This is a genomic window from Nocardia sp. NBC_01388 (assembly GCF_045040085.1).
Lineage (GTDB): Bacteria > Actinomycetota > Actinomycetes > Mycobacteriales > Mycobacteriaceae > Nocardia.
In genome coordinates this window covers 1,120,083-1,142,911 of the sequence record NZ_CP109553.1, presented here as the reverse complement: position 1 = coordinate 1,142,911, position 22,829 = coordinate 1,120,083, and the positions used below count along the sequence as shown (strand labels likewise).

At 62.7% G+C, this 22,829-nt stretch carries 22 protein-coding genes and 1 pseudogene; 12 read left to right on the top strand and 11 right to left on the bottom strand.

The features are described 5' to 3' along the window. Window positions 1-9 precede the first annotated feature (9 nt). Window positions 10-1,172, top strand: a pseudogene (locus tag OG716_RS05370) (IS3 family transposase). Window positions 1,173-1,572: 400 nt separating this feature from the next. Here OG716_RS05370 and OG716_RS05365 read toward each other — a convergent pair. The 3 genes from OG716_RS05365 to OG716_RS05355 are packed head-to-tail and all read right to left on the bottom strand — an operon-like array spanning window position 1,573 to window position 3,598. After that, window positions 1,573-2,196, bottom strand: coding sequence for a site-specific integrase (locus OG716_RS05365; protein WP_405136579.1), 624 nt, complete (start codon window positions 2,194-2,196; stop codon window positions 1,573-1,575). A 29-nt stretch (window positions 2,197-2,225) separates the two neighbouring features. After that, a complete protein-coding gene (locus tag OG716_RS05360) occupies window positions 2,226-2,957 on the bottom strand; it encodes a hypothetical protein (protein ID WP_405136578.1) in 732 nt (243 codons plus the stop codon). 50 nt (window positions 2,958-3,007) lie between these two features. Next, entirely contained in the window at window positions 3,008-3,598 is a 591-nt protein-coding gene (locus OG716_RS05355) for a hypothetical protein (RefSeq protein WP_405136577.1), read from the bottom strand. A 399-nt stretch (window positions 3,599-3,997) separates the two neighbouring features. Here OG716_RS05355 and OG716_RS05350 point away from each other — a divergent pair, with 399 nt between their 5' ends. From OG716_RS05350 to OG716_RS05330, 5 genes are all read left to right on the top strand, one after another. After that, complete coding sequence (locus OG716_RS05350; RefSeq protein WP_405136576.1) at window positions 3,998-4,282, top strand: hypothetical protein; 285 nt, start codon at window positions 3,998-4,000, stop codon at window positions 4,280-4,282. Between the two features lie 534 nt (window positions 4,283-4,816). Beyond that, window positions 4,817-5,248, top strand: a complete 432-nt coding sequence (locus OG716_RS05345; RefSeq protein ID WP_405135594.1) for a transposase — start codon at window positions 4,817-4,819, stop codon at window positions 5,246-5,248. Window positions 5,249-5,630: 382 nt separating this feature from the next. After that, complete coding sequence (locus tag OG716_RS05340; protein WP_405135593.1) at window positions 5,631-6,257, top strand: transposase; 627 nt, start codon at window positions 5,631-5,633, stop codon at window positions 6,255-6,257. 478 nt (window positions 6,258-6,735) lie between these two features. Continuing rightward, entirely contained in the window at window positions 6,736-7,626 is an 891-nt protein-coding gene (locus OG716_RS05335) for a TY-Chap domain-containing protein (protein WP_405136575.1), read from the top strand. 167 nt (window positions 7,627-7,793) lie between these two features. Next, window positions 7,794-9,272, top strand: a complete 1,479-nt coding sequence (locus OG716_RS05330) for a DUF6301 family protein (RefSeq protein WP_405136574.1) — start codon at window positions 7,794-7,796, stop codon at window positions 9,270-9,272. A 230-nt stretch (window positions 9,273-9,502) separates the two neighbouring features. On the opposite strand, the gene OG716_RS05325 is transcribed toward OG716_RS05330, so the two are convergent. Further along, entirely contained in the window at window positions 9,503-10,507 is a 1,005-nt protein-coding gene (locus OG716_RS05325) for a DUF6301 family protein (RefSeq protein ID WP_405136573.1), read from the bottom strand. A 459-nt stretch (window positions 10,508-10,966) separates the two neighbouring features. Between OG716_RS05325 and OG716_RS05320 the strand changes: the two genes are divergently transcribed. Then, window positions 10,967-11,920, top strand: coding sequence for a TY-Chap domain-containing protein (locus tag OG716_RS05320; protein WP_405136572.1), 954 nt, complete (start codon window positions 10,967-10,969; stop codon window positions 11,918-11,920). 338 nt (window positions 11,921-12,258) lie between these two features. Further along, window positions 12,259-12,708, top strand: coding sequence for a DUF4279 domain-containing protein (locus tag OG716_RS05315; protein ID WP_405136571.1), 450 nt, complete (start codon window positions 12,259-12,261; stop codon window positions 12,706-12,708). A 265-nt stretch (window positions 12,709-12,973) separates the two neighbouring features. On the opposite strand, the gene OG716_RS05310 is transcribed toward OG716_RS05315, so the two are convergent. The 3 genes from OG716_RS05310 to OG716_RS05300 all read right to left on the bottom strand — a co-directional run bounded on the left by OG716_RS05310 (window position 12,974) and on the right by OG716_RS05300 (window position 15,801). Next, window positions 12,974-13,600, bottom strand: a complete 627-nt coding sequence (locus OG716_RS05310; protein WP_405135593.1) for a transposase — start codon at window positions 13,598-13,600, stop codon at window positions 12,974-12,976. Window positions 13,601-13,982: 382 nt separating this feature from the next. Next, window positions 13,983-14,414, bottom strand: a complete 432-nt coding sequence (locus tag OG716_RS05305) for a transposase (RefSeq protein ID WP_405135594.1) — start codon at window positions 14,412-14,414, stop codon at window positions 13,983-13,985. A 1,057-nt stretch (window positions 14,415-15,471) separates the two neighbouring features. Next, window positions 15,472-15,801 carry a hypothetical protein gene (locus OG716_RS05300; protein ID WP_405140302.1) on the bottom strand — a complete coding sequence of 110 codons (330 nt, stop codon included), beginning with the start codon at window positions 15,799-15,801 and terminating at the stop codon, window positions 15,472-15,474. Here OG716_RS05300 and OG716_RS05295 point away from each other — a divergent pair. The 3 genes from OG716_RS05295 to OG716_RS05285 all read left to right on the top strand — a co-directional run bounded on the left by OG716_RS05295 (window position 15,685) and on the right by OG716_RS05285 (window position 17,482). Then, window positions 15,685-15,939 carry a cytochrome P450 gene (locus OG716_RS05295; protein ID WP_405139543.1) on the top strand — a complete coding sequence of 85 codons (255 nt, stop codon included), beginning with the start codon at window positions 15,685-15,687 and terminating at the stop codon, window positions 15,937-15,939. The two genes, OG716_RS05300 and OG716_RS05295, sit on opposite strands and share 117 nt — an antisense overlap. 156 nt (window positions 15,940-16,095) lie before the next feature. Next, window positions 16,096-16,932: an alpha/beta fold hydrolase gene (locus OG716_RS05290; RefSeq protein ID WP_405136570.1), complete on the top strand. Its 837-nt coding sequence runs from the start codon at window positions 16,096-16,098 to the stop codon at window positions 16,930-16,932. Between the two features lie 292 nt (window positions 16,933-17,224). Then, window positions 17,225-17,482 (top strand): hypothetical protein, encoded by a 258-nt coding sequence (locus OG716_RS05285; protein ID WP_405136569.1) that lies wholly within the window; start codon window positions 17,225-17,227, stop codon window positions 17,480-17,482. Between the two features lie 23 nt (window positions 17,483-17,505). Here the strand turns inward: OG716_RS05285 and OG716_RS05280 are convergent, their stop codons facing one another. Further along, window positions 17,506-18,000 (bottom strand): phosphotransferase, encoded by a 495-nt coding sequence (locus OG716_RS05280; protein ID WP_405139541.1) that lies wholly within the window; start codon window positions 17,998-18,000, stop codon window positions 17,506-17,508. 199 nt (window positions 18,001-18,199) lie between these two features. On the opposite strand from OG716_RS05280, the gene OG716_RS05275 reads away from it, so the two are divergent. Beyond that, window positions 18,200-19,405, top strand: a complete 1,206-nt coding sequence (locus OG716_RS05275; RefSeq protein ID WP_405136568.1) for an amidohydrolase family protein — start codon at window positions 18,200-18,202, stop codon at window positions 19,403-19,405. Between the two features lie 111 nt (window positions 19,406-19,516). Here the strand turns inward: OG716_RS05275 and OG716_RS05270 are convergent, their stop codons facing one another. The 3 genes from OG716_RS05270 to OG716_RS05260 form a co-directional block, all read right to left on the bottom strand. Beyond that, complete coding sequence (locus tag OG716_RS05270; protein ID WP_405136567.1) at window positions 19,517-21,100, bottom strand: class I adenylate-forming enzyme family protein; 1,584 nt, start codon at window positions 21,098-21,100, stop codon at window positions 19,517-19,519. Window positions 21,101-21,114: 14 nt separating this feature from the next. Then, window positions 21,115-21,879 carry a crotonase/enoyl-CoA hydratase family protein gene (locus OG716_RS05265; RefSeq protein WP_405136566.1) on the bottom strand — a complete coding sequence of 255 codons (765 nt, stop codon included), beginning with the start codon at window positions 21,877-21,879 and terminating at the stop codon, window positions 21,115-21,117. A 79-nt stretch (window positions 21,880-21,958) separates the two neighbouring features. Next, complete coding sequence (locus OG716_RS05260) at window positions 21,959-22,729, bottom strand: SDR family NAD(P)-dependent oxidoreductase (RefSeq protein WP_405136565.1); 771 nt, start codon at window positions 22,727-22,729, stop codon at window positions 21,959-21,961. Between the last annotated feature and the right edge of the window lie 100 nt (window positions 22,730-22,829).

Here is a 22,829-nt window from a genome sequence, read left to right as displayed (position 1 = left end):
GATGTCGCTGTGCCCAAGCCCTACCCCCGTGAGTTCCGTGACGATGTCGTGCGGGTTGCTCGCAATCGTGATGCCGGGGTGACGCTGGAGCAGATCGCCGCGGATTTCGGGGTCCACCCGATGACGCTGTCGAAATAGATGCGCCAAACCGACGTCGACGAAGGAACCAAACCGGGCACCAGCACGAGCGAGTCGGCCGAGCTTCGGGAAGCGAAACGGCGAATTCGGTTGCTGGAGCAGGAGAACGAAGTCCTCAAGAAGGCCGCCGCCTATTTCGCGCAGGCGAATCTGCCGGGAAAATGACCTACCCGCTCGTCCGCGAGCTGGCCGGAGACGGAATTCCCGTCACGGTGACGTGCCGGGTGCTGGGACTGGCCCGTCAGCCCTACTACCGATGGCTGGCCGAGCCGGTCACCCACACCGAACTCGAGCAGGCTTACCGGGCCAACGCCTTGTTCGACGCCCACCGCGACGACCCCGAATTCGGCTATCGATTCCTGGCCGACGAGGCCCGCGCCGCGGGCGTGCCGATGGCCGACCGGACCGCGTGGCGGCTCTGTTCGGCCCGGGGCTGGTGGAGCGTGTTCGGCAAGAAGCGCAGCGGCAAGGGCAGGGCCGGGCCGCCGGTCCACGACGATCTGGTGCTTCGCAATTTCACCGCTGACGCCCCGAATCGTTTGTGGCTCACTGACATTACCGAACATTGGACCGGCGAGGGCAAGCTCTATCTCTGCGCGGTCAAGGACGTCTATTCCAACCGGATCGTTGGTTACTCCATCGATTCCCGGATGAAATCGGTATTGGCCGTCCACGCGCTCAACAACGCAGTCGCGCGCCGCGGTGACGTGGCCGGTTGTGTTCTGCACAGCGATCGTGGATCGCAATTTCGGAGCCGAAAGTTCGTGCGCGCCTTAACTCGTCACGGCATGGCCGGATCCATGGGCCGAGTCGGGGCGGCCGGCGATAACGCCGCTATGGAGAGTTTCTTCGCGCTGCTGCAGAAGAATGTCCTGGACCGCCGATCCTGGTGCAGCCGTGAGGAATTGCGCATCGCGATCGTCACCTGGATCGAACGGACCTACCACCGTCGGCGACGACAAACCGCCCTCGGTCGTTTGACGCCGATCGAATACGAGACCATCATGACCCCACCGGCCAGTCAGGCCGCGTGATCGAACCTGTCACCTGATCGTGCAGCAGTCCCAAACGACATCGAGCCGCGCAGGATTGCCTCCGAATCTGTGGACCAATCGTGGACCAGACACCCGACCTGAGCCGTTCCTGTGGACCGATCGTGGACCACCCAATCTGCCCGCAATCCCCGTGAGCAGTGGCTATGCTCGTTATGCGCACAGGAACAACGAGCGTTCCGTGCGCGAAATGTCCTTATCGGGTACGTACATTTGACTGGGGGTCAAGTGGTCGCAGGTTCAAATCCTGTCAGCCCGACAGAGTAGTACCCGGTAAGAGGCGGTTTCGATGCTCCCCTTCGGGGGAGCTCCGCTAAATTTCAATCCCGATGTGCCGAGGATGTGCCTAACCGCAGATTCTCGGCATTTCTCGTATTCGGACTCAGCCGAACAGTGATGCTCCCGCCGCCTGCAAGTCCTCCGGCTGCGCGTCGGAGTAGACCGACAGGCTCATGCTCGGATTGTGGCCGTGGAACGCCGCCACGATGTGCACCGGAATCCCCTGGGCGAGCATGAGACTCACCGAGGTATTGCGCAGTCCCTTCAGTTGGATACGCCGCAGCCCGGCGCGGCTCCGCAAGCGCTGGAACGAATCCGAGTACCGCTCGGGCCGGATGGCCTCTCCCACTTCGTCCACCACGATCAGCCGATCGTCCGACCACTCGATACCCAGGGCCAGGCATTCGCGCCGTTGCCGAGTCTTCAGCGCCCGCAGCGCGGCGGCCAGTTCGGCGGGCGGCGGAATATCGCGGTTGCTGCGCTTGGACTTGGGCAGGTTCTCCTCCGTCTCGGTGCCGATCGCCACCCGGCCGCGCCGGACCTTCAGCGCCTCGTCGGAGAACCGGGTCCACCGCATGCCGAGCACTTCCGATCGCCGCATCCCGTAGGCCGACATGAGCCAGGCCGCGTACAGCCGTTCGACCTTGGCCGCCGACAGGAAGGTTTCGACCTCCGCTAGGCTCCAGGACTTCGCCGTGTCGGCGTTGTCCTCGTCATCCTCGGGCATGTCATCCTTCGGCCGCTCCACGAGCGCGATCACGTTGCGGGGCAGTGCCCCCTGATCGGTGTAGGACTGCACCACCATTCCGAACGTGGTGAGGGTGGAGCGGACCGTGACCGGCTTGACCCGGACGCCGCCGGGGTGGTGGTCTCGGCAGGCTGCGCCAGGACGTAGGTTGCACGCCGGAGGCGGACCACCCGGCCGTCCCGGATGAGACCGGACAGGCAAGTGTGAACGTCCTTATCCGGGAACCGCGCCTTGATCTGGTCGGCCGTGATGCCTTCGGGGTGCCGTCCGATGAAGTCGGTCACCTGCGACATGAGGGAGTCCGGCCGAAAGTGGCGGTGTGAACGCCGCCCCTCACTCAGCATGAAGTCCACCAGCGCGTCCCCGTCCGCCTTGGTGAGCTGCGCCAACTTCTTTCCGCCCATCCGGCGGCGGACCGGCTTCAAGTCGTTGCGGTATCCCTCCAGGGTGATCCGGCGGATTCCACGCCGACCGGTCAGCCACTGGTCACACGCTTCGTTCACGGTGATGTCCAGGAGCTTGGCGTATGTTCCAGCCGCGACCTCGCTGGAGATCCGGCGGTACTCCCGGCGCGCCTGGGTCTGCGAATCGAACGTGAAGCGTTCACGGTCGCGCGTGCCGTCCGGTTTGGTGCCGACGTCGAGCTGAAAGGTCCACGTCACCTTGCCGTTCTTGGCGGTGCGCTTGTCGATCGGTTCGGCCCGGCGTGACTTGGGCTTGGCCTTGGTGTCTTCGGTCACAGTCTTGCCTCTCGTGGTGAGCTCTGTTCTCTCGGTAGGTAATTGGGTTGCTACGTCCCGGGGTTGTCGCCTCCCTTCTTGCGCTTCGGGAGAGGGACGTCGGGCATGAATCCCTCCGCCTTGGCCTTGGCCAGCCACCGCGCGGCGGTAGCCGTGCTGGCGTGCATCCGCTCCGCCACGTGTTCCTTGACGCGGAACCCATGTGCTACGGCGTAGGCCGCGTGCTCGGAGACCTCGGTCAGCAGCGCGTCATCTGCCTTGCGCTGGCGGCGGATGCCGTCGGCCGCCTCCGGCCGGGCCAGGGTGTCAGGCGCGTCGCCGGGGTGGGCGAACTGTCCGCCCGCGCCGGTCAGCCATTGCATAGCCGCGTAGGCCAGACGGCGCACGGATACCGACTTGATAGCCACGTAGTCGATCGGGGCGGCGGTGTCGCTGATCATGCGCAGCTCCACCACGACCGGGCCGTCCGGCCCCGGCTCGACGCGCACCACGTAGCGGTGAGGGTGGCCGACCAGTTCGACCACCACGGCCGAATCCAGGGCCGGAATCGCGCCGTCCATGGTCGGATCTCCCTCTCCCCGTCCGGGATCGGGGAGGCGTACGGCGGACACGGTGCCTTTCGGTATCACGTTGTCAGGCATACAGTTGATACTAAAACAGCTTGCGCAAGGATTACAAGAACGGGTCTCATGGTTCACATGAACACATGAGACATGGGACCTGCTCGCCGGTATACGTTCCAGCGCAACCACTTCCATTGCACGTGCCGCTGAATTGCTGGGGTTCGCGCGCGCGTCGGCCTACCGCATCGCCAAGGATGGACGGCTTCCCGTTGCCCCGCTCGGGCCGCGCGGCTTCCGCGTGAAGTCGGCCGGATTGCTGGCATGCTCCAGGCCGACCCCGAGAGCGCCGTGTGATGGCCGCCCGCCTGGCGAGGGACACCCCGACGGAAAAGCTCGCGCTGAACTCGGTCCGCGCGGGCGAGTGCCTGCGCTGGACAGGCGGACACGTCGTGGACGGTTACGGCCAGATCGAGATGGATGGACGCAAAGTGGCACGCGCATCGGCTGGCCTGGGTGCTTGTCCATGGCGATATCCCCGACGGCCTGGCGATCGGACACGCCCGCGACCAGGGGTACCGCTTCCCGAACTACATCCGGATCGACCACCTGAGCGCCGTGATCCCGGCGGAGAGCATGCGGCGCTGGATGCCTCCGACCGCCGTCTCCGCCCGGACGGGGGAGAGTCGGCGCGGCCTGCACGCCATGACCGAGGCCAACATCTCCACCGACCCGCGCACCGGATACCGCCGCTGTCGCGAGTGAAGGATTCCACACACCGCCCGCATGCGTCGGCAACGACCGCTCAGTTCCCTGCTGAATACGACAGCCGCACTGAATGTTTCGGCGGAATCGAGGGTAACCGTGGAACCGCCGTGAACTTCACTGTCCTGGACACCTCGCGCACAAAACCCGAGCGCGATCCGTCAGGGGTTCATCAGGCCCGAGCGTCGACGGCCGAAACCACCAGTTCGGAAGGAGCCCTTCATGACGTCCGAGACCGACCGCACAATTCCCACTCGACAGGCGCGTCCCAACGGTGTTCGATGGATCGCAACATCGCACCACCGGGAACCAGCACAGGCGCTGTTGCGCGGCAATCGTCTCCATCGCGGCGCAACCGCAGTGGGACAGGATGCCACCGTGGGATACGACCTCAACTGCCCCACCTGCCGACACGACGACCAGGTACAGACGGTGCCCGCGATCCCCTATCTGCCAGACTCCGGTGAGACGTGGTGACCACGTAGTTCTCTGAAGATATGGGCGAGATCGGATGTTCTGAGCGTGACGTTGAGTGTGACCGACCTGGCCGCCGGGGATGATGGTGCGGTGGCGAGCAAGAAGAAGGGCCCTCGGGCCGATCGACCCAAGCGGCGTACTTTCACCGCCGAATACAAGCAAGCGATCGTCACCGAGTACGAGCAATCGACCGAAACGGGCGCCAAGGGCGCGTTGCTGCGCCGCGAGGGCTTGTATCACTCGCACGTGCTCGACTGGACTCGCCAGCGCGACGCGGGAGCGTTGAACGCCCTGGCCGCCAAGGGATCTGGCCCGAAGCCTGGCAAGTCCGAGGCCGAACGGCGGGCAGAGAAGCTCGAGGTCGAGAACGCCCGGCTGGTCGCGGAGCTGGCCAAGGCCAAACAGGCGAACGAGGTGTTGGGAAAACTTGCCGAGTTCTTGGAGCTGCTATCCAACAACTCGGGCAACGACACCAAGCAGACCCCCTGATCGATGTCGTCGTCACCGACCTCGAACCCCTTCTCGGTGTCGTGGCGGCCTGCCGGCTGACCGGCAGATCCCGCGCCACCCACCATCGCCGCCAGAACCCGAAACCACCGGTCCAGGGCCCGGCACGAGCACCGGCACCGCATCCGGCGGCGTTGACCGATTCCGAACGCGAACACGTCCTGGCGGTGCTGCGCCAGCACCGGTTCATCGACAAATCACCCGCGCACGTGTGGGCGGTGCTCCTGGACGAGGGGACCTATCTGTGCTCGATCTCCACGATGTATCGAATTCTGCGTGCCAACAACGAGATTCGTGAACGCCGACGCCAGGCCACTCACCCGCCCCGGTCGCGACCGGAGTTGGTGCGACCGGCCCGAATCAGGTGTTCAGCTGGGATATCACCAAGTTGAAAGGCCCGCACAAGGGCCTCTACTACGACCTGATGGTGATGTTGGATATCTTCTCCCGCAAGGTGATTCACCACAAACTCGTGCCGGAGTCGGCGGTGGCCGCGGGGGTTTTCATGCGTGAGGCGTTCGCCGCGAACAACGGTGTCCTCCCCACGCACGTGCATTCGGACAACGGACCGTCGATGACCAGCAAGAACGTCGCCCAGTTGTTGGTCGATCTCAATATCACCCGGAGTCTGTCGCGCCCGCACGTCAGTAACGACAATCCGTACTCCGAGGCCGGGTTCAAAACCCTGAAGTATTGTCCGGCATTCCCGGACCGGTTCGCTTCCCTCGCCGAGGCGAAGTGGTTCTGCGACAAGTTCTTTCACTACTACAACACCGAACACCGCCACAGCGGTATCGGTTTGCACACCCCCACCTCGGTGCACGACGGCACCGCCACCCAAATCCGGGCACGTCGAGCGCAGGTTCTGACCGCGGCCTACGCCGCTAATCCGAGCCGTTTCCGGGGCACACCGACACCGCCCGAGCTCCCCGACACCGCCTGGATCAACCCGCCACCGAAGGAGAACACCGCCACAGAACAGGCAGCCTGACCTGTCTCATCCCGTTTGACAGATTCCGGAGCTTTGATCGAGCTGGCAGGCGCGGGCACTCATGATCCGGACCGGCGCCGGGGACATCCGGTCCTGGCACGAGTGGTGGTCCGCGTCATCCAGCAGTCTCAGGTCGATTCCTGCGTCGCGGTCTATCGCGGCTTGGGGGTCTTGGCCGTGCGTGAAATGCTCAGCTGTATCGCCGAGGACCGCGTCCCACAACCAGTATCGACCAGGATCAGCATCGGGTTTCGGCCATGACCCGAGGTCGCACCGGCCACACTGCGGCCGACTTGACCCGAGCGCGGCGACCGACCTTCCAGCTCCGCTGATTAGCGACGGTGCTGCGCCGCAGTGGGTTTCGGTTGTCAGAAGCTTGAGTTGGCCGGGTCGCCTGAGCCCGGAGGCATTCTCGGATGTTGTTTACTGCAACGGTTCTTGCGTTGAGCTGTCGGTGAGGCTCGATACGGTGACGGTCATGGCGAACGCGTACTATCTGATGGAGCTTTCGGCCACTCTCGATGCGGGAGTATCCGAGAATGAGATCGCCGAGTTGCAGTGGCATCTGGGACTACAGCCCAGTCCTGCACCGCCACTCCAACTGGCTGATGCTGTGAACGTTTTCCAGCGAGGGCCGGCGTACCGCCGCGGCACTGATCCCGATCTGTTCGCTGACCTCGTCCAAAACGCCGGGGCGGGCAACTGGGTACTGACGGCCTGGCAGGAGCCCGATCCGGACGAGCTCGGATCCCTCGAGCTGCTGTTCCTGTGGCTGGCCGCCCGAACCGATACCGCCACAAGGAATGTCGACGGATCGGTGTGCCTCGGGCGCATGCGGTTCTGCGATGAAATGGCTTGGACGAACACGATCATGGTTTTCAGTGATCAGTGGGTGGCGTATCCGCGCATTCCCGGTCCGCTCGCATCAGAGCTACTGCCCGCAGGTAGTAGCGTGGCGGCGACCTGGGAGGATTTCGCGGTCCGGCTCGCGGTGACGTTGTCACGGCTACGCGAGGACGAATGCGTCTCCCTGGAAAACGACGAGGTTCTCGTTCAGTTCCTCGACTTCTCCAGCGAAGAGATCGTCGGTCATATCGGCTTCGGCGACGCCTCAGCGCAGTCGGATGATTCAGGAACGGACATGCGGCAACTGGGTTGGCGCGAACCAGAGGGCCTGCACAACTGGCATCGTCGCCTGCCCCGTCCGATCAGCGCCGCGCAGTTCCACGGTGTGGCCGAGGCGACCGTGTCGGCCTTGCGGGATGTGGTCGGTGTTCGATCGCCACAGGACCTTTCACTGTCCGCGTTCGGCAACAACCTCGGCGAGAAGCCCGATGTATCGGCCATGGGATTGACGCTGTCTTCGTAGCTCTCGGGAGAATCGTCCGAGTTCGTCGAGGATGTCACCGAGCGGCGTTTAGCTGACATACCTGCCCCGGATTCAGAGGAAGGCTCCGCGCCCTCTAGGCAGTCTTGGATGTTCCCTGGCGTTGGTGTCGATATTTTGTGTCGGTGGCGGTGGTTAACGTCTGTGTCGTGGACGAAGCGCTTCAGTTCGATATATCCGGTGCCATTGCCGTCGCACTCGCAGTTACTCAATTCGACTGGTCCTGGACCGCATGCGATCTGGATCGTGCTGTTACACAGATGGATTGGAGTAGGGCGGAACGTGACCGGCTCAGACCGGTGCTGATCATTCGCGATACGCGCACCATCGATCCCGCTCCGCAGGGTGTGCTCGTCAGCAGATCGGGAGCACGAATCGATGTCGATGAGGACGGATGTTTCGACAACATCCTGATCGATGTCGCCGACACCGTCGGCGACCACGATGATTATCGCGGCGCAGTGACGGTATTCGACCGGCTACTGACACATTTCGAGAGCGCCTGGGGTGACCCTCTCGACGGTACGGATATCGAGATGATCCGGGCGCGATGGATCTTCCCGCAGGTGGTGTTCAGTCTTGAACATCGATTTCACTCGGTCTTCTTCCGACTGACCAGTCCCGCCGCATACGAGACAGAATCCGCGGCGCATCGAGCATACGAGGAGAGGAAAGCTCTGCGCACCGACTACTCGAAGTTCCTCGAAGTGCTACCTCACGTGATCCACACACAGTTCGGCACATGGTCGCGTGCTGATATCGATCGGCTGCTCTCGGCAGTGGGATGGGCTAACGAAGATGACAGTGTCTCCGGCGGTGACATCACCGCCGGGCTCGACTCCGACACCATGGCGATCTCCATCCGCGCCAGTAGGACCGAGGAATACGTGGCGGAACCCCCGCGGTGGGGATTCGGAGAGTTCCGCCGAATCTCATTGCTGCAGTATCTGAGCGAGAAAACCACTCCTGCCGCCTACGCTGCGGCGCTGCGCGCATGTGTCGAGTTACTTGGCCCTCCTCCACGAGTCGGCGGTCCCTATGCTTGCGCGATCTGGCGTGGCCCGGAGGTCACGATCACGTTGTCGCGCATCGGCCTTACGCGCCTGGACTTCACTGTGACCGCGAGTGAGCCCGAGGAGGAATACGAGCACTGGTGCGCGGAATGGAGCGAGCGATGGAGACCCGAGGACTGCTGGCTCGTCGCCCCGAACGCCGAGGGCACCCGCTTTTCCACGTCGCCATGGGGGCATTGGGAACCAGCAGTAGAGTCCTGGGCGGAACTCGACGACTACATCGACAATTTGGTGTCCTCACTGGTACTGGATCTGCCTCTCCTTCATCCATACGCGACCGAGATCGTCTGGGCACTGTCCGTACCTGGTGAGCGGTCGGTGCAATGCTGGTTCTCCGCCACCGATATTCGGGTAGGAACATGGCGACCGGGCCAGAGCGATTGGACACTCACCTCGTACCCGGTAGACGGGAAATCGAGCAGGCGCATCGCAAAGGAAATCAAAGCCGCCGTGCGCAACCTGAACGTCGCCGCCCCCGAAGACCTGCAACTGCACGCAGCCAGTAGACCTGAACCCCAGCGCCTCTCGAGTATCCGGCTCGGCTTCGTCCACTGAAGCGAACTGAGAACCGCATCGGCCGACCCCGGGCTGGGACCAGGTTCTGGATCGAAAGCTGCACCCCGAACATCGACCGCTACCAGTGAGTCGCCAGATCGGCACGAGTCGGCGGATCGCACATGACTGGGCATAGTGGCGCCTTCTGCGAGGGCGGGCGGTCAGTCCGAACACGCGGGTCGCGGCATGACAGCGCGTTCTGATGGTGAGCCTTGGACAATCCCATCGACCTATGGCCTTGGCGCGAACCGTAATCCGAGCGCCGCAACGCCGAATCGTTGTTCGAGTCCGTCTCTCCATGCCCAGACTTCCAACTCGGAGGGTGCAATTACCCCCAAAACGACTGACAATGCATGCACGACGTCGTCGGCGAGCCGCGTGCACGTAAGCCGAGTCACCGGGAAATTCAGGTCTTTCGCCCAATTCTCGGTGCCGTTGTCCGGGGGCTCCGACCAGCCCCGAACGGCCAGGAGGGCTTCGAGGTCGGGCGGTATGCGCTGCTCCGGAGCCAGCGAGCGGTTCGACACCACCTCGCAATAAAAGTCGTCGGGGCCTCCGACGAACTGGGCGTATCTGCTATCGGGTGTACGGAGGGTCAGGTACGCGTCAGAGGGCATGTCTGCGAAAACCCCCGCTAGACGCGAGGCAAGCTCCGACCAGTCCTGTGGCGGGTCGGCGCTGACTTCCCAGTCGTCCTCATCCGCCTGGTCTTGATCCGAGTCAGAGAGAACAGTGTCGATAAGTGCCAGCTTGACCGGCTTCGACAAATGCATAGCGACAGCACCGGTCTGAACTTCGGGAAATCTGTATGGAGCGCGTCTGACCAGCCGGATCCTGACATCGGGCAGATCCCACCTTGCAGCTGTCGCCGAGTAGTCGTCGGGGCTGTCGGGCGCGCCAATCTCCGTGGTGAGCCGCTCCGTCAGCGCGGTCAGGCCCGCGTTGACCTGTGCATCGGCATCAGGCTCCGAACTGATGTCAGATACCCAGACTGTCAGCGAATTCATGACGGATCGACCACGCCGCCATCGCCGCAGCCCGAGAAATGTTGAAGCGTCCGCGCGAGGAGAATCAACATCCAGATCAGTGGTGAGAGTCGTTTCCAGCGCCCAACTCTCGGCGACCCGCCATCCAGCTACCGCGCAAAAGGACTCGAGATCCGCGAACGTCCAAGTCCACCGGAAACTCGCCGCCAGTCGTGCAACACGGACAGCACCGTCAAGATCGACACGCATGGCTGAGACCGTAGCCCCGGCATCCGACACCAACACCCTCGATGACTCATGCTCATCCTCATCGATGTGGCTAGGACGGGTACGACGAGGGCGCTGCACAAGCATCCTGTAATCGGCATGATGGTGTGTTCCGCTGGGCCGCAGATCGACACAGCCGGTTGATCTTCCGCCGGTCGACGCTGGCCGGTTGGGCCCGAGCGATAAGCGGCATTATCGTGCGTCTGCTGCGGTTCATTGTGCTGAAACCCCGCATGGGAAGTCACCGGTCTCGTGCAAGAGCGGTCTGTTCTCCAGCGTTCAAGGCACCGCGATTCGCGTGCTGCGTCGCCGAACGTCGGCACGTACATAGGTGGCACCGTCGATCTGTTCGATCACGTTGTCGGAGAGGCTGTATAGCCTGTCGCGTGCGATCCCGCATCGGCGGGCATGCTGCAGAGTTGTTTCCAGCTAAGGGATTTCATGTCGTTCAATATCGATCGGAACGCCGCCGAGCGTGCGGTCATCCAACTACTCGCCCCGGACGTCGAATTGCCCAACGACAGCACCGACAGTTTGACGGATCTGCTGTGGGTCAAAGACATCGTGACCTATGTGCTCCTGGACGACTGCCATGGCGCGATCCTCGACCATATCCGTGCACTGCCCAGCTATCCGAGTGATATGGACTGGAGTTGGTACCGCGACTACATCGGCGAACTTCCGTTCCTGGACCACGGAGAGGGGATCGATCGGCTCCTCGAGCTCATCGCCGAACACTGCAGACAACTCGGCGTGCTTATGGTGAGCCTCGATACCCGCGCCGACAACCATGCGGTCGGGTTCGTCGACGCCAAGCACTGGCAGCGCAACGCCGACGTGGTCGCTCAAGCCCACCCGCTCCTGTCGATCGTTCGCGAAGGCTCACTGAGCAGGCTGGGCGGTGACACCCAGCACGGCCCGCGCCAACTGGCCGAATTGCGACGCCAAGCCGAGCAGCGGCGTCAAGACATGACCGAATGGGAACGGTTCGCCGAAAACATCGTTGCGCTGCTGGACGGCGGTCCTGTCGGCACGATGGCAGTGCTGCATTGCAGTCGAGGCGGTGTCCAGTTCTCCGACGAACCAGACGCGTTGTCCGTGGAATCCCTCCGCGATGACGCAACGCGCTATGACACCGAGATCGACCAAGTGCTGGCCGAGCAAGGATGGGCTCCCTTCGAGGAATCCTGGGGCCCAGCATGGGAATACCGCATGCCCGCGCGCTATCCCAGATACATCGGCACCTATCGGCAGTTCGCTGACCAGGTTGTCATCGGGCTACGAGCATCGAAGATCAACTCACCCACCGAACTGACGGTCTACGGCTACAACATCGTCTCCCAAGCCGACGAACCAGACCTGTCAGTTCTAGGTATCCCAGTCACGGACGGTTGATGTTCAACTGGCCTGCGCTGGCGCTCATTCCGTCGGCCTCAGATCAGTACGGCCGGTTGCTCTTTCGCCATCTCGTACTGGCCGGATCCGTAAGCGCGCTATGCGGTGCGGTCTGAGGCGGTCTCATCGCACGCAACTCGGCAATATGGTGCGTTCGGCTGGCCTCGGATGGGCAGGGCCACTTGATCTTCCGGCACCCGCGCTGGCCGGTTCGTAACGCGCGGGTCGCGGCAGTTGAGTGCGATCGACGGCCGAACGAAAACCCGAGCTCGAGAGTCCGCCTTGGCAGCCTGATGAATGGGTTCGCGTAGTTCAGGCCAGTCTGCGATGGTGAGGCCGTGTCAGAGGATGTACAGGTGCAGCCACAGTCAGAAGACAGAAAATGGTCGGCAGGGTCGGTTCGCCTGGCGAGTCTGACTGTTACCGCGAGCGAGATCTCGGCGCGCTTGGGGATCGTGGCTGACAAACAGTTCGAGCAAGGCAGCCTGGTTAGTCCCCGACATCCGGCCGGTGCTCGACGCAAGAACAGTCTCTGGCTCCGGCGCAGCGGGCTACCCAACGACAGCGATCTCGCCGACCACGTCCAGACGCTGGTCGACATGTTGAACGGGTGTCGCGAGGAGCTCGCCGACCTGTCCGCCGATTGCGAAATGGAGTTGTTCCTCGGCTTCGGCAGCGAGAACGGTCAGGGTGGCTGCGCGCTGCCCGCTGACTTGCTTGCCGATGCCGCCGCCTTGGGACTCGACATCGTGCTCGACCTGTATCCACCGGGGCCGCCCGAAGATTGATGAGGCAGGTGCTCCCATCGCGGCTTGCCCATGCCGCTCCGGGCCGCCCGGGTCGCGGCAGTATCGGATGTTGATGAGTCAAGAATCGAGATAGGCTAACTGCGGATTTCGCCACGATCGCTGGCACAGCCAAGAGAGGTGTTCGTAGTGCGGGACAGAGAGCGCATCGTCGGTGAGCTGCGAACACGGGCTCAGCGAGGAGAGACTCCAGCCGAAGTCGGCACCTGGTTGGTGGGACGGAATCTGTCAAACGGGATGAGACAGGTCAGGCTGCCTGTTCTGTGGCGGTGTTCTCCTTCGGTGGCGGGTTGATCCAGGCGGTGTCGGGGAGCTCGGGCGGTGTCGGTGTGCCCCGGAAACGGCTCGGATTAGCGGCGTAGGCCGCGGTCAGAACCTGCGCTCGACGTGCCCGGATTTGGGTGGCGGTGCCGTCGTGCACCGAGGTGGGGGTGTGCAAACCGATACCGCTGTGGCGGTGTTCGGTGTTGTAGTAGTGAAAGAACTTGTCGCAGAACCACTTCGCCTCGGCGAGGGAAGCGAACCGGTCCGGGAATGCCGGACAATACTTCAGGGTTTTGAACCCGGCCTCGGAGTACGGATTGTCGTTACTGACGTGCGGGCGCGACAGACTCCGGGTGATATTGAGATCGACCAACAACTGGGCGACGTTCTTGCTGGTCATCGACGGTCCGTTGTCCGAATGCACGTGCGTGGGGAGGACACCGTTGTTCGCGGCGAACGCCTCACGCATGAAAACCCCCGCGGCCACCGCCGACTCCGGCACGAGTTTGTGGTGAATCACCTTGCGGGAGAAGATATCCAACATCACCATCAGGTCGTAGTAGAGGCCCTTGTGCGGGCCTTTCAACTTGGTGATATCCCAGCTGAACACCTGATTCGGGCCGGTCGCACCAACTCCGGTCGCGACCGGGGCGGGTGAGTGGCCTGGCGTCGGCGTTCACGAATCTCGTTGTTGGCACGCAGAATTCGATACATCGTGGAGATCGAGCACAGATAGGTCCCCTCGTCCAGGAGCACCGCCCACACGTGCGCGGGTGATTTGTCGATGAACCGGTGCTGGCGCAGCACCGCCAGGACGTGTTCGCGTTCGGAATCGGTCAACGCCGCCGGATGCGGTGCCGGTGCTCGTGCCGGGCCCTGGACCGGTGGTTTCGGGTTCTGGCGGCGATGGTGGGTGGCGCGGGATCTGCCGGTCAGCCGGCAGGCCGCCACGACACCGAGAAGGGGTTCGAGGTCGGTGACGGTGACATCGATCAGGGGGTCTGCTTGGTGTCGTTGCCCGAGTTGTTGGATAGCAGCTCCAAGAACTCGGCAAGTTTTCCCAACACCTCGTTCGCCTGTTTGGCCTTGGCCAGCTCCGCGACCAGCCGGGCGTTCTCGACCTCGAGCTTCTCTGCCCGCCGTTCGGCCTCGGACTTGCCAGGCTTCGGGCCAGATCCCTTGGCGGCCAGGGCGTTCAACGCTCCCGCGTCGCGCTGGCGAGTCCAGTCGAGCACGTGCGAGTGATACAAGCCCTCGCGGCGCAGCAACGCGCCCTTGGCGCCCGTTTCGGTCGATTGCTCGTACTCGGTGACGATCGCTTGCTTGTATTCGGCGGTGAAAGTACGCCGCTTGGGTCGATCGGCCCGAGGGCCCTTCTTCTTGCTCGCCACCGCACCATCATCCCCGGCGGCCAGGTCGGTCACACTCAACGTCACGCTCAGAACATCCGATCTCGCCCATATCTTCAGAGAACTACGTGGTCACCACGTCTCACCGGAGTCTGGCAGATAGGGGTCGATGACGAACCGGACATCGACACACGGTAGAGCTTCCGCGACTGGCCGGCGCAGCATTCCGCCGTCCGCCGCCGCGCTCGTTGACCGCGTAGTGCAGGCCCTGCGCCGGACAACCGGAGGTCCCACTTCCGCTCGGCTGCAGGGTAATCCCGCGGCCTCATGCCTGCCCCACGAACGGACTGCGAGGCCAAACAGCGGCGTGAAGCGGCTCCGGCGTCCAGTGCTCCGATGGCCGAAGAGTCCTCCTGGACGCCGGGGCCGGAGGGGCGCAGCCTGACCGATTACCAAGACGGGGAGCCGCGCCCTGGGACCGACGCTGCGGGCGGCCTGCGCAGCGTGCCGAGGCGCCGTCATATCCGCAGGTCCCGCTCCCATATTCAACGTGCCGAGAGTGTGCCAAGACGTACCGAAACACATGAGACGTACAGGCACACCCTGGACACCGAAACCGCCTCTCACCTGGACGCCCTGGCCCTCATGAGACGCCAGAACACAGGCTCCGGCTCCCTGGGGGTCAAGTGGTCGCAGGTTCAAATCCTGTCAGCCCGACAGGTTTGCAGGTCGGAGCGGGTTTCCCGCTCCGACCTGCTTCTTTTGTTAGGGCGAATTCTGCCCGATCCAGGGTCGCCCGAGCCAATCCAAAACGCCCTGATCAGGTGTTTTGATCTCACCTTGCGCACTTGACCCGCTGTCAAGTGCGCCGATAGCGAAATTGGTTCTACTACTGGCGTTTTCGCACCTTATGGGTTGTGGCGGTGTCGTCCGGTCCGGGTGATGCGGCGTTGAGTCGAGTATTTCCCCAGGTCGTGGGCCATCTCGAACGATGAGCCGCATCGAATCCGTGGACCGATCATGGACCAATACCGGTCCACAATCGGTCCACAAAAGCGGAGGAATCGAGAACCACTGCAGCGCAGAACATTCTGGCGGGCTGCGACCGCTTACCCGGCGCATCAGCCGCCAGTCACTGCGAGCCGATATCGCCCTTCAGATAGCAATTCAACGATCCCGCTCCAGCGTCGAACTGCTCGACCCGGGCCACGGCGAGCGCCGCAACCCTGACGTCGAGATCCGTCACAGCGGCCGTGACTCCGAGATCCTCGCGAAGGATCTGACGAAGCAACCACACCGCCTCCGAGACCGGGCCATCCAACCACCCGTGCAACCGGTCCAGGGCATCCGCATCCGCACGATCGACCATCGCCAGGTTCGGCACCTCTCGTTTGGAGCAGGCATCCATCACTGTCTCGGCGCCCGACTCGCCCGCGCCGAAGCAGTGGCTGCCGTCACACACCTACTCGAGCGATACCCCACTATCAGCCTCGCCGTGCCAGCAGAATCGCTGCGCTGGCGTCGGAGCATCTTCTTCCGACGCTTGGAGACACTTCCTGTGCGCCTGTCTCGCGAAACCGGTCCAATAGCAGCAACGTAGTCCACCAGACTTTGTCCAATTTGAATCAAGACAGCTACTGCGGCGCTCCGACTCCGGCCACGCTCGCGCAACCGTCACCACCGTGACGGTGCCTTGTTCTCAGCTCCGCCGGGACCATGGTATTATGGTCGTAATCCAATGAGGGAGAGGTAGCCAATGGCGACGAAATGGACGGATGCGCCGACGCGCACGATCTACGTGGACGGCGTGCCGTTCGCCTACCGGGAGCTCGGCGTCGACACCGGCGTGCCGGTCGTATTCCTGCACCATCTGATGGCGGTCCTCGACGACTGGGATCCGCGGGTGATCGACGGCCTCGCCGCACACCGTCGGGTGATCACCTTCGACAACCGGGGCGTGGGTGCTTCGGGCGGGTCGGTGCCGTTCACTGTTGAGGAGATGGGCCGGGACGCCATCGCGTTCATCCGCGCGCTCGGCCTGGAAGAGGTCGACCTGCTCGGGTTCTCCCTCGGCGGTGGCGTGGCTCAGATGGTCGCGCTGCAGGCGCCCGATCTCGTACGTCGGATGATTCTCGCGGGAACCGGCCCCCGAGGCGGTGGAGGTATCGACGAGATCACCAAGGTCGCGGTCAAGGCGTACATCAAGGCCGCGTTCACCCTGAGCGACGCCAAGAACTTCCTATTCTTCCCGCGCACTCCGGAAGGTAAGCGTGCAGCGAAGGACTACCTGGCCCGGCTGAAGGAGCGAACGAGGGACCGCGACAAGCACATCTCGTTGCGGGCTCGCCGTGCCCAGCTGAAGGCCATCCGTGCGGCAGGGCTGGCCCGAGAGGACGACCTGTCGGTCATCACCCAGCCGGTCTTCGTCGCCAACGGCGATCACGACCTGATGGTCGACAGCAGTCACTCGGCCGACTTGGCACGCCGCATCCCCAACGCCAGCCTGACAATCTACCCAGGCTCGGGGCATGGGGGCGTATTCCAGCACCACGAGGACTTCGTGAAGAAGGCCCTTGCGTTCCTAGCGGCGTGAGCACAGCGTTCGCCGACCGTCAGAACTGCCATATCTGCAGCACGGTCACCGCTCGCGGCGACCGTGCTCGCCAAGTCCAGCACGAATCAATTGCCATAAATTGCGCAGTCAACGAGGCAACAGAGTCATTTCAAGATCGTCCCCTACGCCGAATGCGCGCCACTGCACGGGATCCCAGACATCCTGGTCTTCAGCATAGGCGGTCCTTCCGTCGAATTCCCACCGGACGAGGCTCTGATGAACGAGCAGGGACGGGTATACCCAGACTACTGAAGCGAGAGACCACCTCGCCGTGGGCGACGACAATTCTGCCGAGCTGATCGACAACGTCGATATCGATGTCCACTGGCAAGCCCGTATCGCCTCGGTGGACGCGTCGACGGCCTCACTCCACTGCCCGTCGCATAATGAAGCCCATCACCACGCGCTCTTCGCCGCGGTCGAGCGAGAGGCCCAAGAATCCGTCTTCCGGAGACGCGAGGGCGTAGTCGTAAGCAGCTTTCACCCCCTTCAGGTCCGGGACGTCGCCCCCAGGATCGATCCCTCATGAGATGGCAGTCGACGGTCATCTCTTCACCATGCAGCGTGAGCGTGCCGGTGACATTCCCGGGTTGGTCTACGTGGTAGGCACCCGTGAACGGGGGCCGCGGTTTGGGAACCGTCAACAGGGGTGAGAACCTTGGTCATAGCAGTAACGGCCCCGTGCCAGATGCGGTTGCGGTCGAACGGTAGACCACTCGCCTCGGCGTACACCTCGAACCGGTGTCGCAGGTCCCCGAAGGGGAACAACAGCGAGCGCGCAACTATCCGGCCGAGGTCTTCGTAGGGGTCACCGAGATGCGACAGCTCCCACTCGACGACGGCGGTCACCACCCCTTCATGCTGGACGAAGTTCCCCGGACCAGTGTCACCTTGGACGAGAACGGTCCGTGCTACATCGCCAGATGCGTTGCGGCGTAACCAGTTACATGCATAGGTGACGACAGGGTTCGCGGGCGCATGCTTGCGGTGGAACGACTGCCAGTGGTCCACATCCAGGGTGCTGTTCTCTCGCGGTGTTGTTGGCATTGCCATCTCGGGCAGGGCAACCGAACCTGACGTTCACAACAGCACACGACGGAAGACCTGGACGCCAACCACCTCAAGGTAGTTGAAATAAATCATTAAACTGATAGAGTATCTCATGTCAGTAGAACGTATCGGAAATGGCGATCGAACGACCCCGCGACGCCACATCGTTCCCCCACGACCAGAGAGGACGCCTCCCGTGGCGATAATCGAAAACTCCGTCGGGCAACTTCCCTACCAGTTGCTCGACTTCGACCAGCACTCTTACGAAGCGGATGACTGCTTCACCCGATTCATGCCGAAGGACAAGCTCGACACTGCTGTCCGCCCGATTCGGTCAGCGTCGGGAAAGAAGGTTCTTCTCGCCAACGATCGCATCGTGACCGCGTTGGATGTCGATCTCGAGCAGGTCAATGTGCCGGGATCGCTGGTGGAGATGCTGAAGGCGCGCGCAACCGGCGACCCGAGTGACGCTTTGCGGTTCTACGAGCCGATGCAGCCGGAGTACGTCAACCGGGATGCTCGACTTCAGCAGCTGAGCGAACAGCAGATCAGTCAGGCGATCATGTACCCCGGCGGCTGGGCGCTGATGGCCGAGGCTTACCTCAAAGACACTGAGCCGCTATACGACAACCTTCAGTCCTTCAATCGATGGATCAACGAGGATTGGGGCTTCAACTACAAGGACACCATCTTCGCGCCGGCGATGCTGTCGATGCGCGATTTGGATCTGCTGTGCGCGGAGACCGATCGCGTCCTGAATGCCGGAGCGCGATTCCTCATGCTCCCGGCCGGACCGGCGTACGGCCGCAGTCCGGGCGACCCGTATTTCGACCCGTTCTGGGCGCGGGTGAACGAGGCCGGCGCCGTCGTCTCGTACCACATCACCGAATTCTTCTATCAGGAAAATGTGGCATCGCAGTGGGGCTGGGGCCTGGTTCCCCCGTTCCAGTTCTCAGCGTGGCAGTGGCAGAACTCCTATGGTGAGCGCCCGATTACAGACACACTGTCGGCGCTTGTATTCGACAATCTCTTCGGCCGGTTCCCGAACATCAAGGTCCTCGTCAGTGAATACGGCGCATCGTGGGTTCCGCATTTCATCAAGCACATGGACAAGAGCCGCGGCATGGGACGAGCCGGACGCTGGTTGGGCGGCCAACTCACCGAGCGGCCGAGCGCCATCTTCAAGCGCCACGTGAACGTAGTGCCGTATCCGGAGGATGACACCGTCAAACTCGTCGAAGAGCTGGGCGGCACCGAATGCCTGCTCATGGGTTCGGACTGGCCCCACGCTGAAGGTCTGCGCGAACCTGCGGACATGTACCTTCGGGTCGAGGGCCTCAGCGAGAAGGACCGTCGGCTCTTCCTGCGAGACAACGGCCGCGAGCTGCTCGGGATGAAGTAGTCACGAAACTTGGGAGCACTTGTTCCTGGCAGGCCACTCGATGAGTGGTATGCCCTGCCAGGAACAAAACCACGGCTGAAGGCGACAAGTTCGCCGATCGGCGTTACTTCCTCAACCCTCGGACCGAATTTGCTGCTGCAGCTCGACCTTTCGGATCTTTCCAGAGGCAGTCAGGGGGAAAGCCGCAATGCCGATCCAACGACGAGGAACCTTGAACGAGGCCAGATACAGCTGGCCGTACCTGATCAGCTCCTCCGTATTCACCGATTGGTCCGGACGATTGACCACGAATCCAACTGGCACCTCGCCCCATCGCGCATCGGGCTGACCGACTACGGCTACCTGAGCAATCGCCGGATGCAGCGCATACACGGCCTCGATCTCCGCGGGGTACAGGTTCTCACCGCCACGAATGATGACCTCACGCGCCCGCCCGTGGAAGCTCACGTAGCCGGCCGGATCCATGGCGCCTAGATCGCCGGTATGTAGCCAGCCCTGGTCATCTATTACATCGCCCGACCCCTCCGGTTGCCCGATGTAACCGAGCATTTGCATCTTGGAACGGGTACAGATCTCGCCGATCTCACCATCACGAGCCGTCGAGCCATCCATTCGTGCGATCCGGACGTCTCTTCCCGGCAAGGGGCGGCCGAGCGTGGTTGCTTTCACGTCCGTTGAATCACCGACACGAGTCTGGAGGATCGCCGGTGACTCGCTCTGCCCGAAGCTGACTACAAACTCGACACCAAAAATCCGCTCCACTTCGCGCACGATATCCGCCGACACCGCTGACCCTCCGCCCACGACAATGCGGAGACCCGGAACCTGCGCGGGAGAAAATCCCGGCTGCGCCAGCGCGTCGTACAGCATCGTCGGCACGGCGGCAAGGACACTGGCCCGCGTTTGACACAGTGCTGCCACCAGCGCCTGTGGCGTGTAATCCGGAAGCAGAACAAGCGACGAACGCATCACCATCGCACCGAGAAGCGCAACTATGGAAGCGCCCACGTGGTACAGCGGAACGGGCGCGAGCAAAGCATCCACCGGCTCCAGACCCAGATCCGCCGCCCACTGCGCGCCCGCGTTCAGCGCCGAAAGGTGGGTGTGCACAGCACCTTTCGGTCGCCCTGTCGTACCGGATGTGTACTGCACCAGCAACGGCGTCGATGCTGTGACGTCGGGAAGGTCTCGATCACCGGATGCGGTCGTCGACCAAGTCGGCAGATCGAGCATTTCCACCGGGCGGCTGAGCGTAGGGAGAACTTCGCGAAGGCGCGCCGCCACCGGCCGTCCTCTATGATGTTCGACCGTCAAAACCAACTTGGCGCCACTCGACTCGAGTATGTGCCGGAATTCGGCGTTCGACATAGAAGGGTTCATCGGCGCGAGCGCGATACCCGACAGACCACAGGCAAACTCCGTGAGGACCCAAGCAACCGAGTTGGGCGCGCATATCGCGACGGTATCGCCCGGGTCGAGATCAACCAGCAGAGCGCACGCAAGGCGTACGGATTCCTCGTACACTTCGCCGTAGGTGTACGTCCGGACAACGCCCGCGTCATCAACCCCGTGCAAAGCGGGGGCGAACCCCATCTCCTCAGCACGTTCCCGCAGCAGGTCACCAACCGTCCCACTGAGCCAAATGTGGGGTGGCTCTGCGGACCACAAGGCGAGATACGGCAGTTTGCCGCTCATCTGGGGCTGCATCGTCATTCGCCCCGCCAGACGGGCGCACGCTTCTCCGCGAATGCGAGGGCCCCCTCCCGGGCATCTGCCGACGTGAACACGGGCGCCATTACCTTCGACTGCTCGGTAAAGGCCTCGTCACTATGCCAGTCAGCAGAGCGGGTAATGATCTCTTTGGTGGCCTGAATAGCCAATGGAGCATTGGCAGTGATTCGTTCAGCCAGCTCGACAGCACCCGCCAACGCCTCGCCGGGATCGGTCAGACGATTGACCAAACCGTATGATGCGGCATCCACGGCCGAAAGAAATTCACCGGTCAGGGAATATTCCATGGCAATCTGCTTAGGGATTCGCTGAGGAAGCCTCAGCAGCCCGCCGGCACCGGCAACAAGCCCACGCTTCACCTCCGGCAGACCGAATCGCGCCTCCTTGCTGGCCACAATGAGATCGCATGCGAGCGCCATCTCGAAACCACCCGCGAGTGCATATCCTTCAACCGCCGCAATCATAGGCTTCCGCGGCGGCGATTCGACGATCCCACCCAGGCCACGGCCGGGCAGTGAGACATCCTCTCCCCGCAGGAATGCCTTCAGGTCCATACCCGAGCAGAACGTGCCACCGTTTCCGGTCAGGATACCGATCGATAAGTCTTTTCGCGAGTCCAGCATATCGAGCGCATTGGCAATTCCTCGTGTAACACCCGAACTAACCGCATTTCTCGCTTCCGGGCGATTAATGGCGATAATCAGTATTCGGCCAATTTCCGATACCAGCACTTCGTCGGTCATAGCTGTCCTAGTCTTTCCGGAGAGAGGGCAGGGAATTCAAAGAAGGCCGGGCGGCCATCAGAAGCCGGCGGCACAGGCATCAGCGCACACCGAACCGCTGCGCACCATCCAAACGAATGGTCTCGCCGTTCAGATAAGGGTTTTCCAAAATGTGCCGCACCAGCGCACCGTATTCTTCGGGCTTTCCGAGTCTCCGCGGATTGGGAATGTTGGCAGCGAACCGGGCAAGCGCCTCCTCCCCCACTGTTTCCATCATCGGTGTAAGCATGGTTCCCGGAGCGACGGAGACGACTCGAATTCCCAGCGAGCCCAAATCACGCGCAGCGACCAGCGTCATGCCGACCACGCCGGCCTTGGCGGCCGCGTAGGCAATCTGCCCGATCTGCCCTTCGAAGGCCGCGATACTCGATGTCTGGACGACCGCGCCGCGCTGTCCACCCTCATCCGGTTCGGTCTTCGCGATCGCGGCTGCCGCAATGCGCAAGACGTTGAACGTGCCGGTCAAATAGAGATCAATGATATGGCTGAACCCTTTCAGGCTCGCCGGGGCGCCGTCTCTGCTCACAACCTTCTCGGCTATCCCGCTGCCCCCGTGCGCAACCACCGCATACCGGAATTGACCCAGGCTTTCGGCCGCTGCCACGGCATTTGCAACGCTGACCTCGTCAGTAACGTCGGTGCGGACGTACCTTACCTTCGGCCCGAGTTCCGCAACGAGCTTCTCAGCAGCCTCATCGGCTAGATCTGCAACGACGACGGACGCACCGGCCGAAACCAGCTCTCGTACGGCAGCGGCGCCCAGGCCGCCGGCCCCGCCCGTCACCAAAGCAACACTATTCGTCAGATTCACTTGCACTCCTTCTCGTATCCATGACTTGCTTGATCTACAGCCCTTCGAGGGCGATGTAGTGACTTTATTGAACTAGTTATTTGACCGCGATTCCGCACAG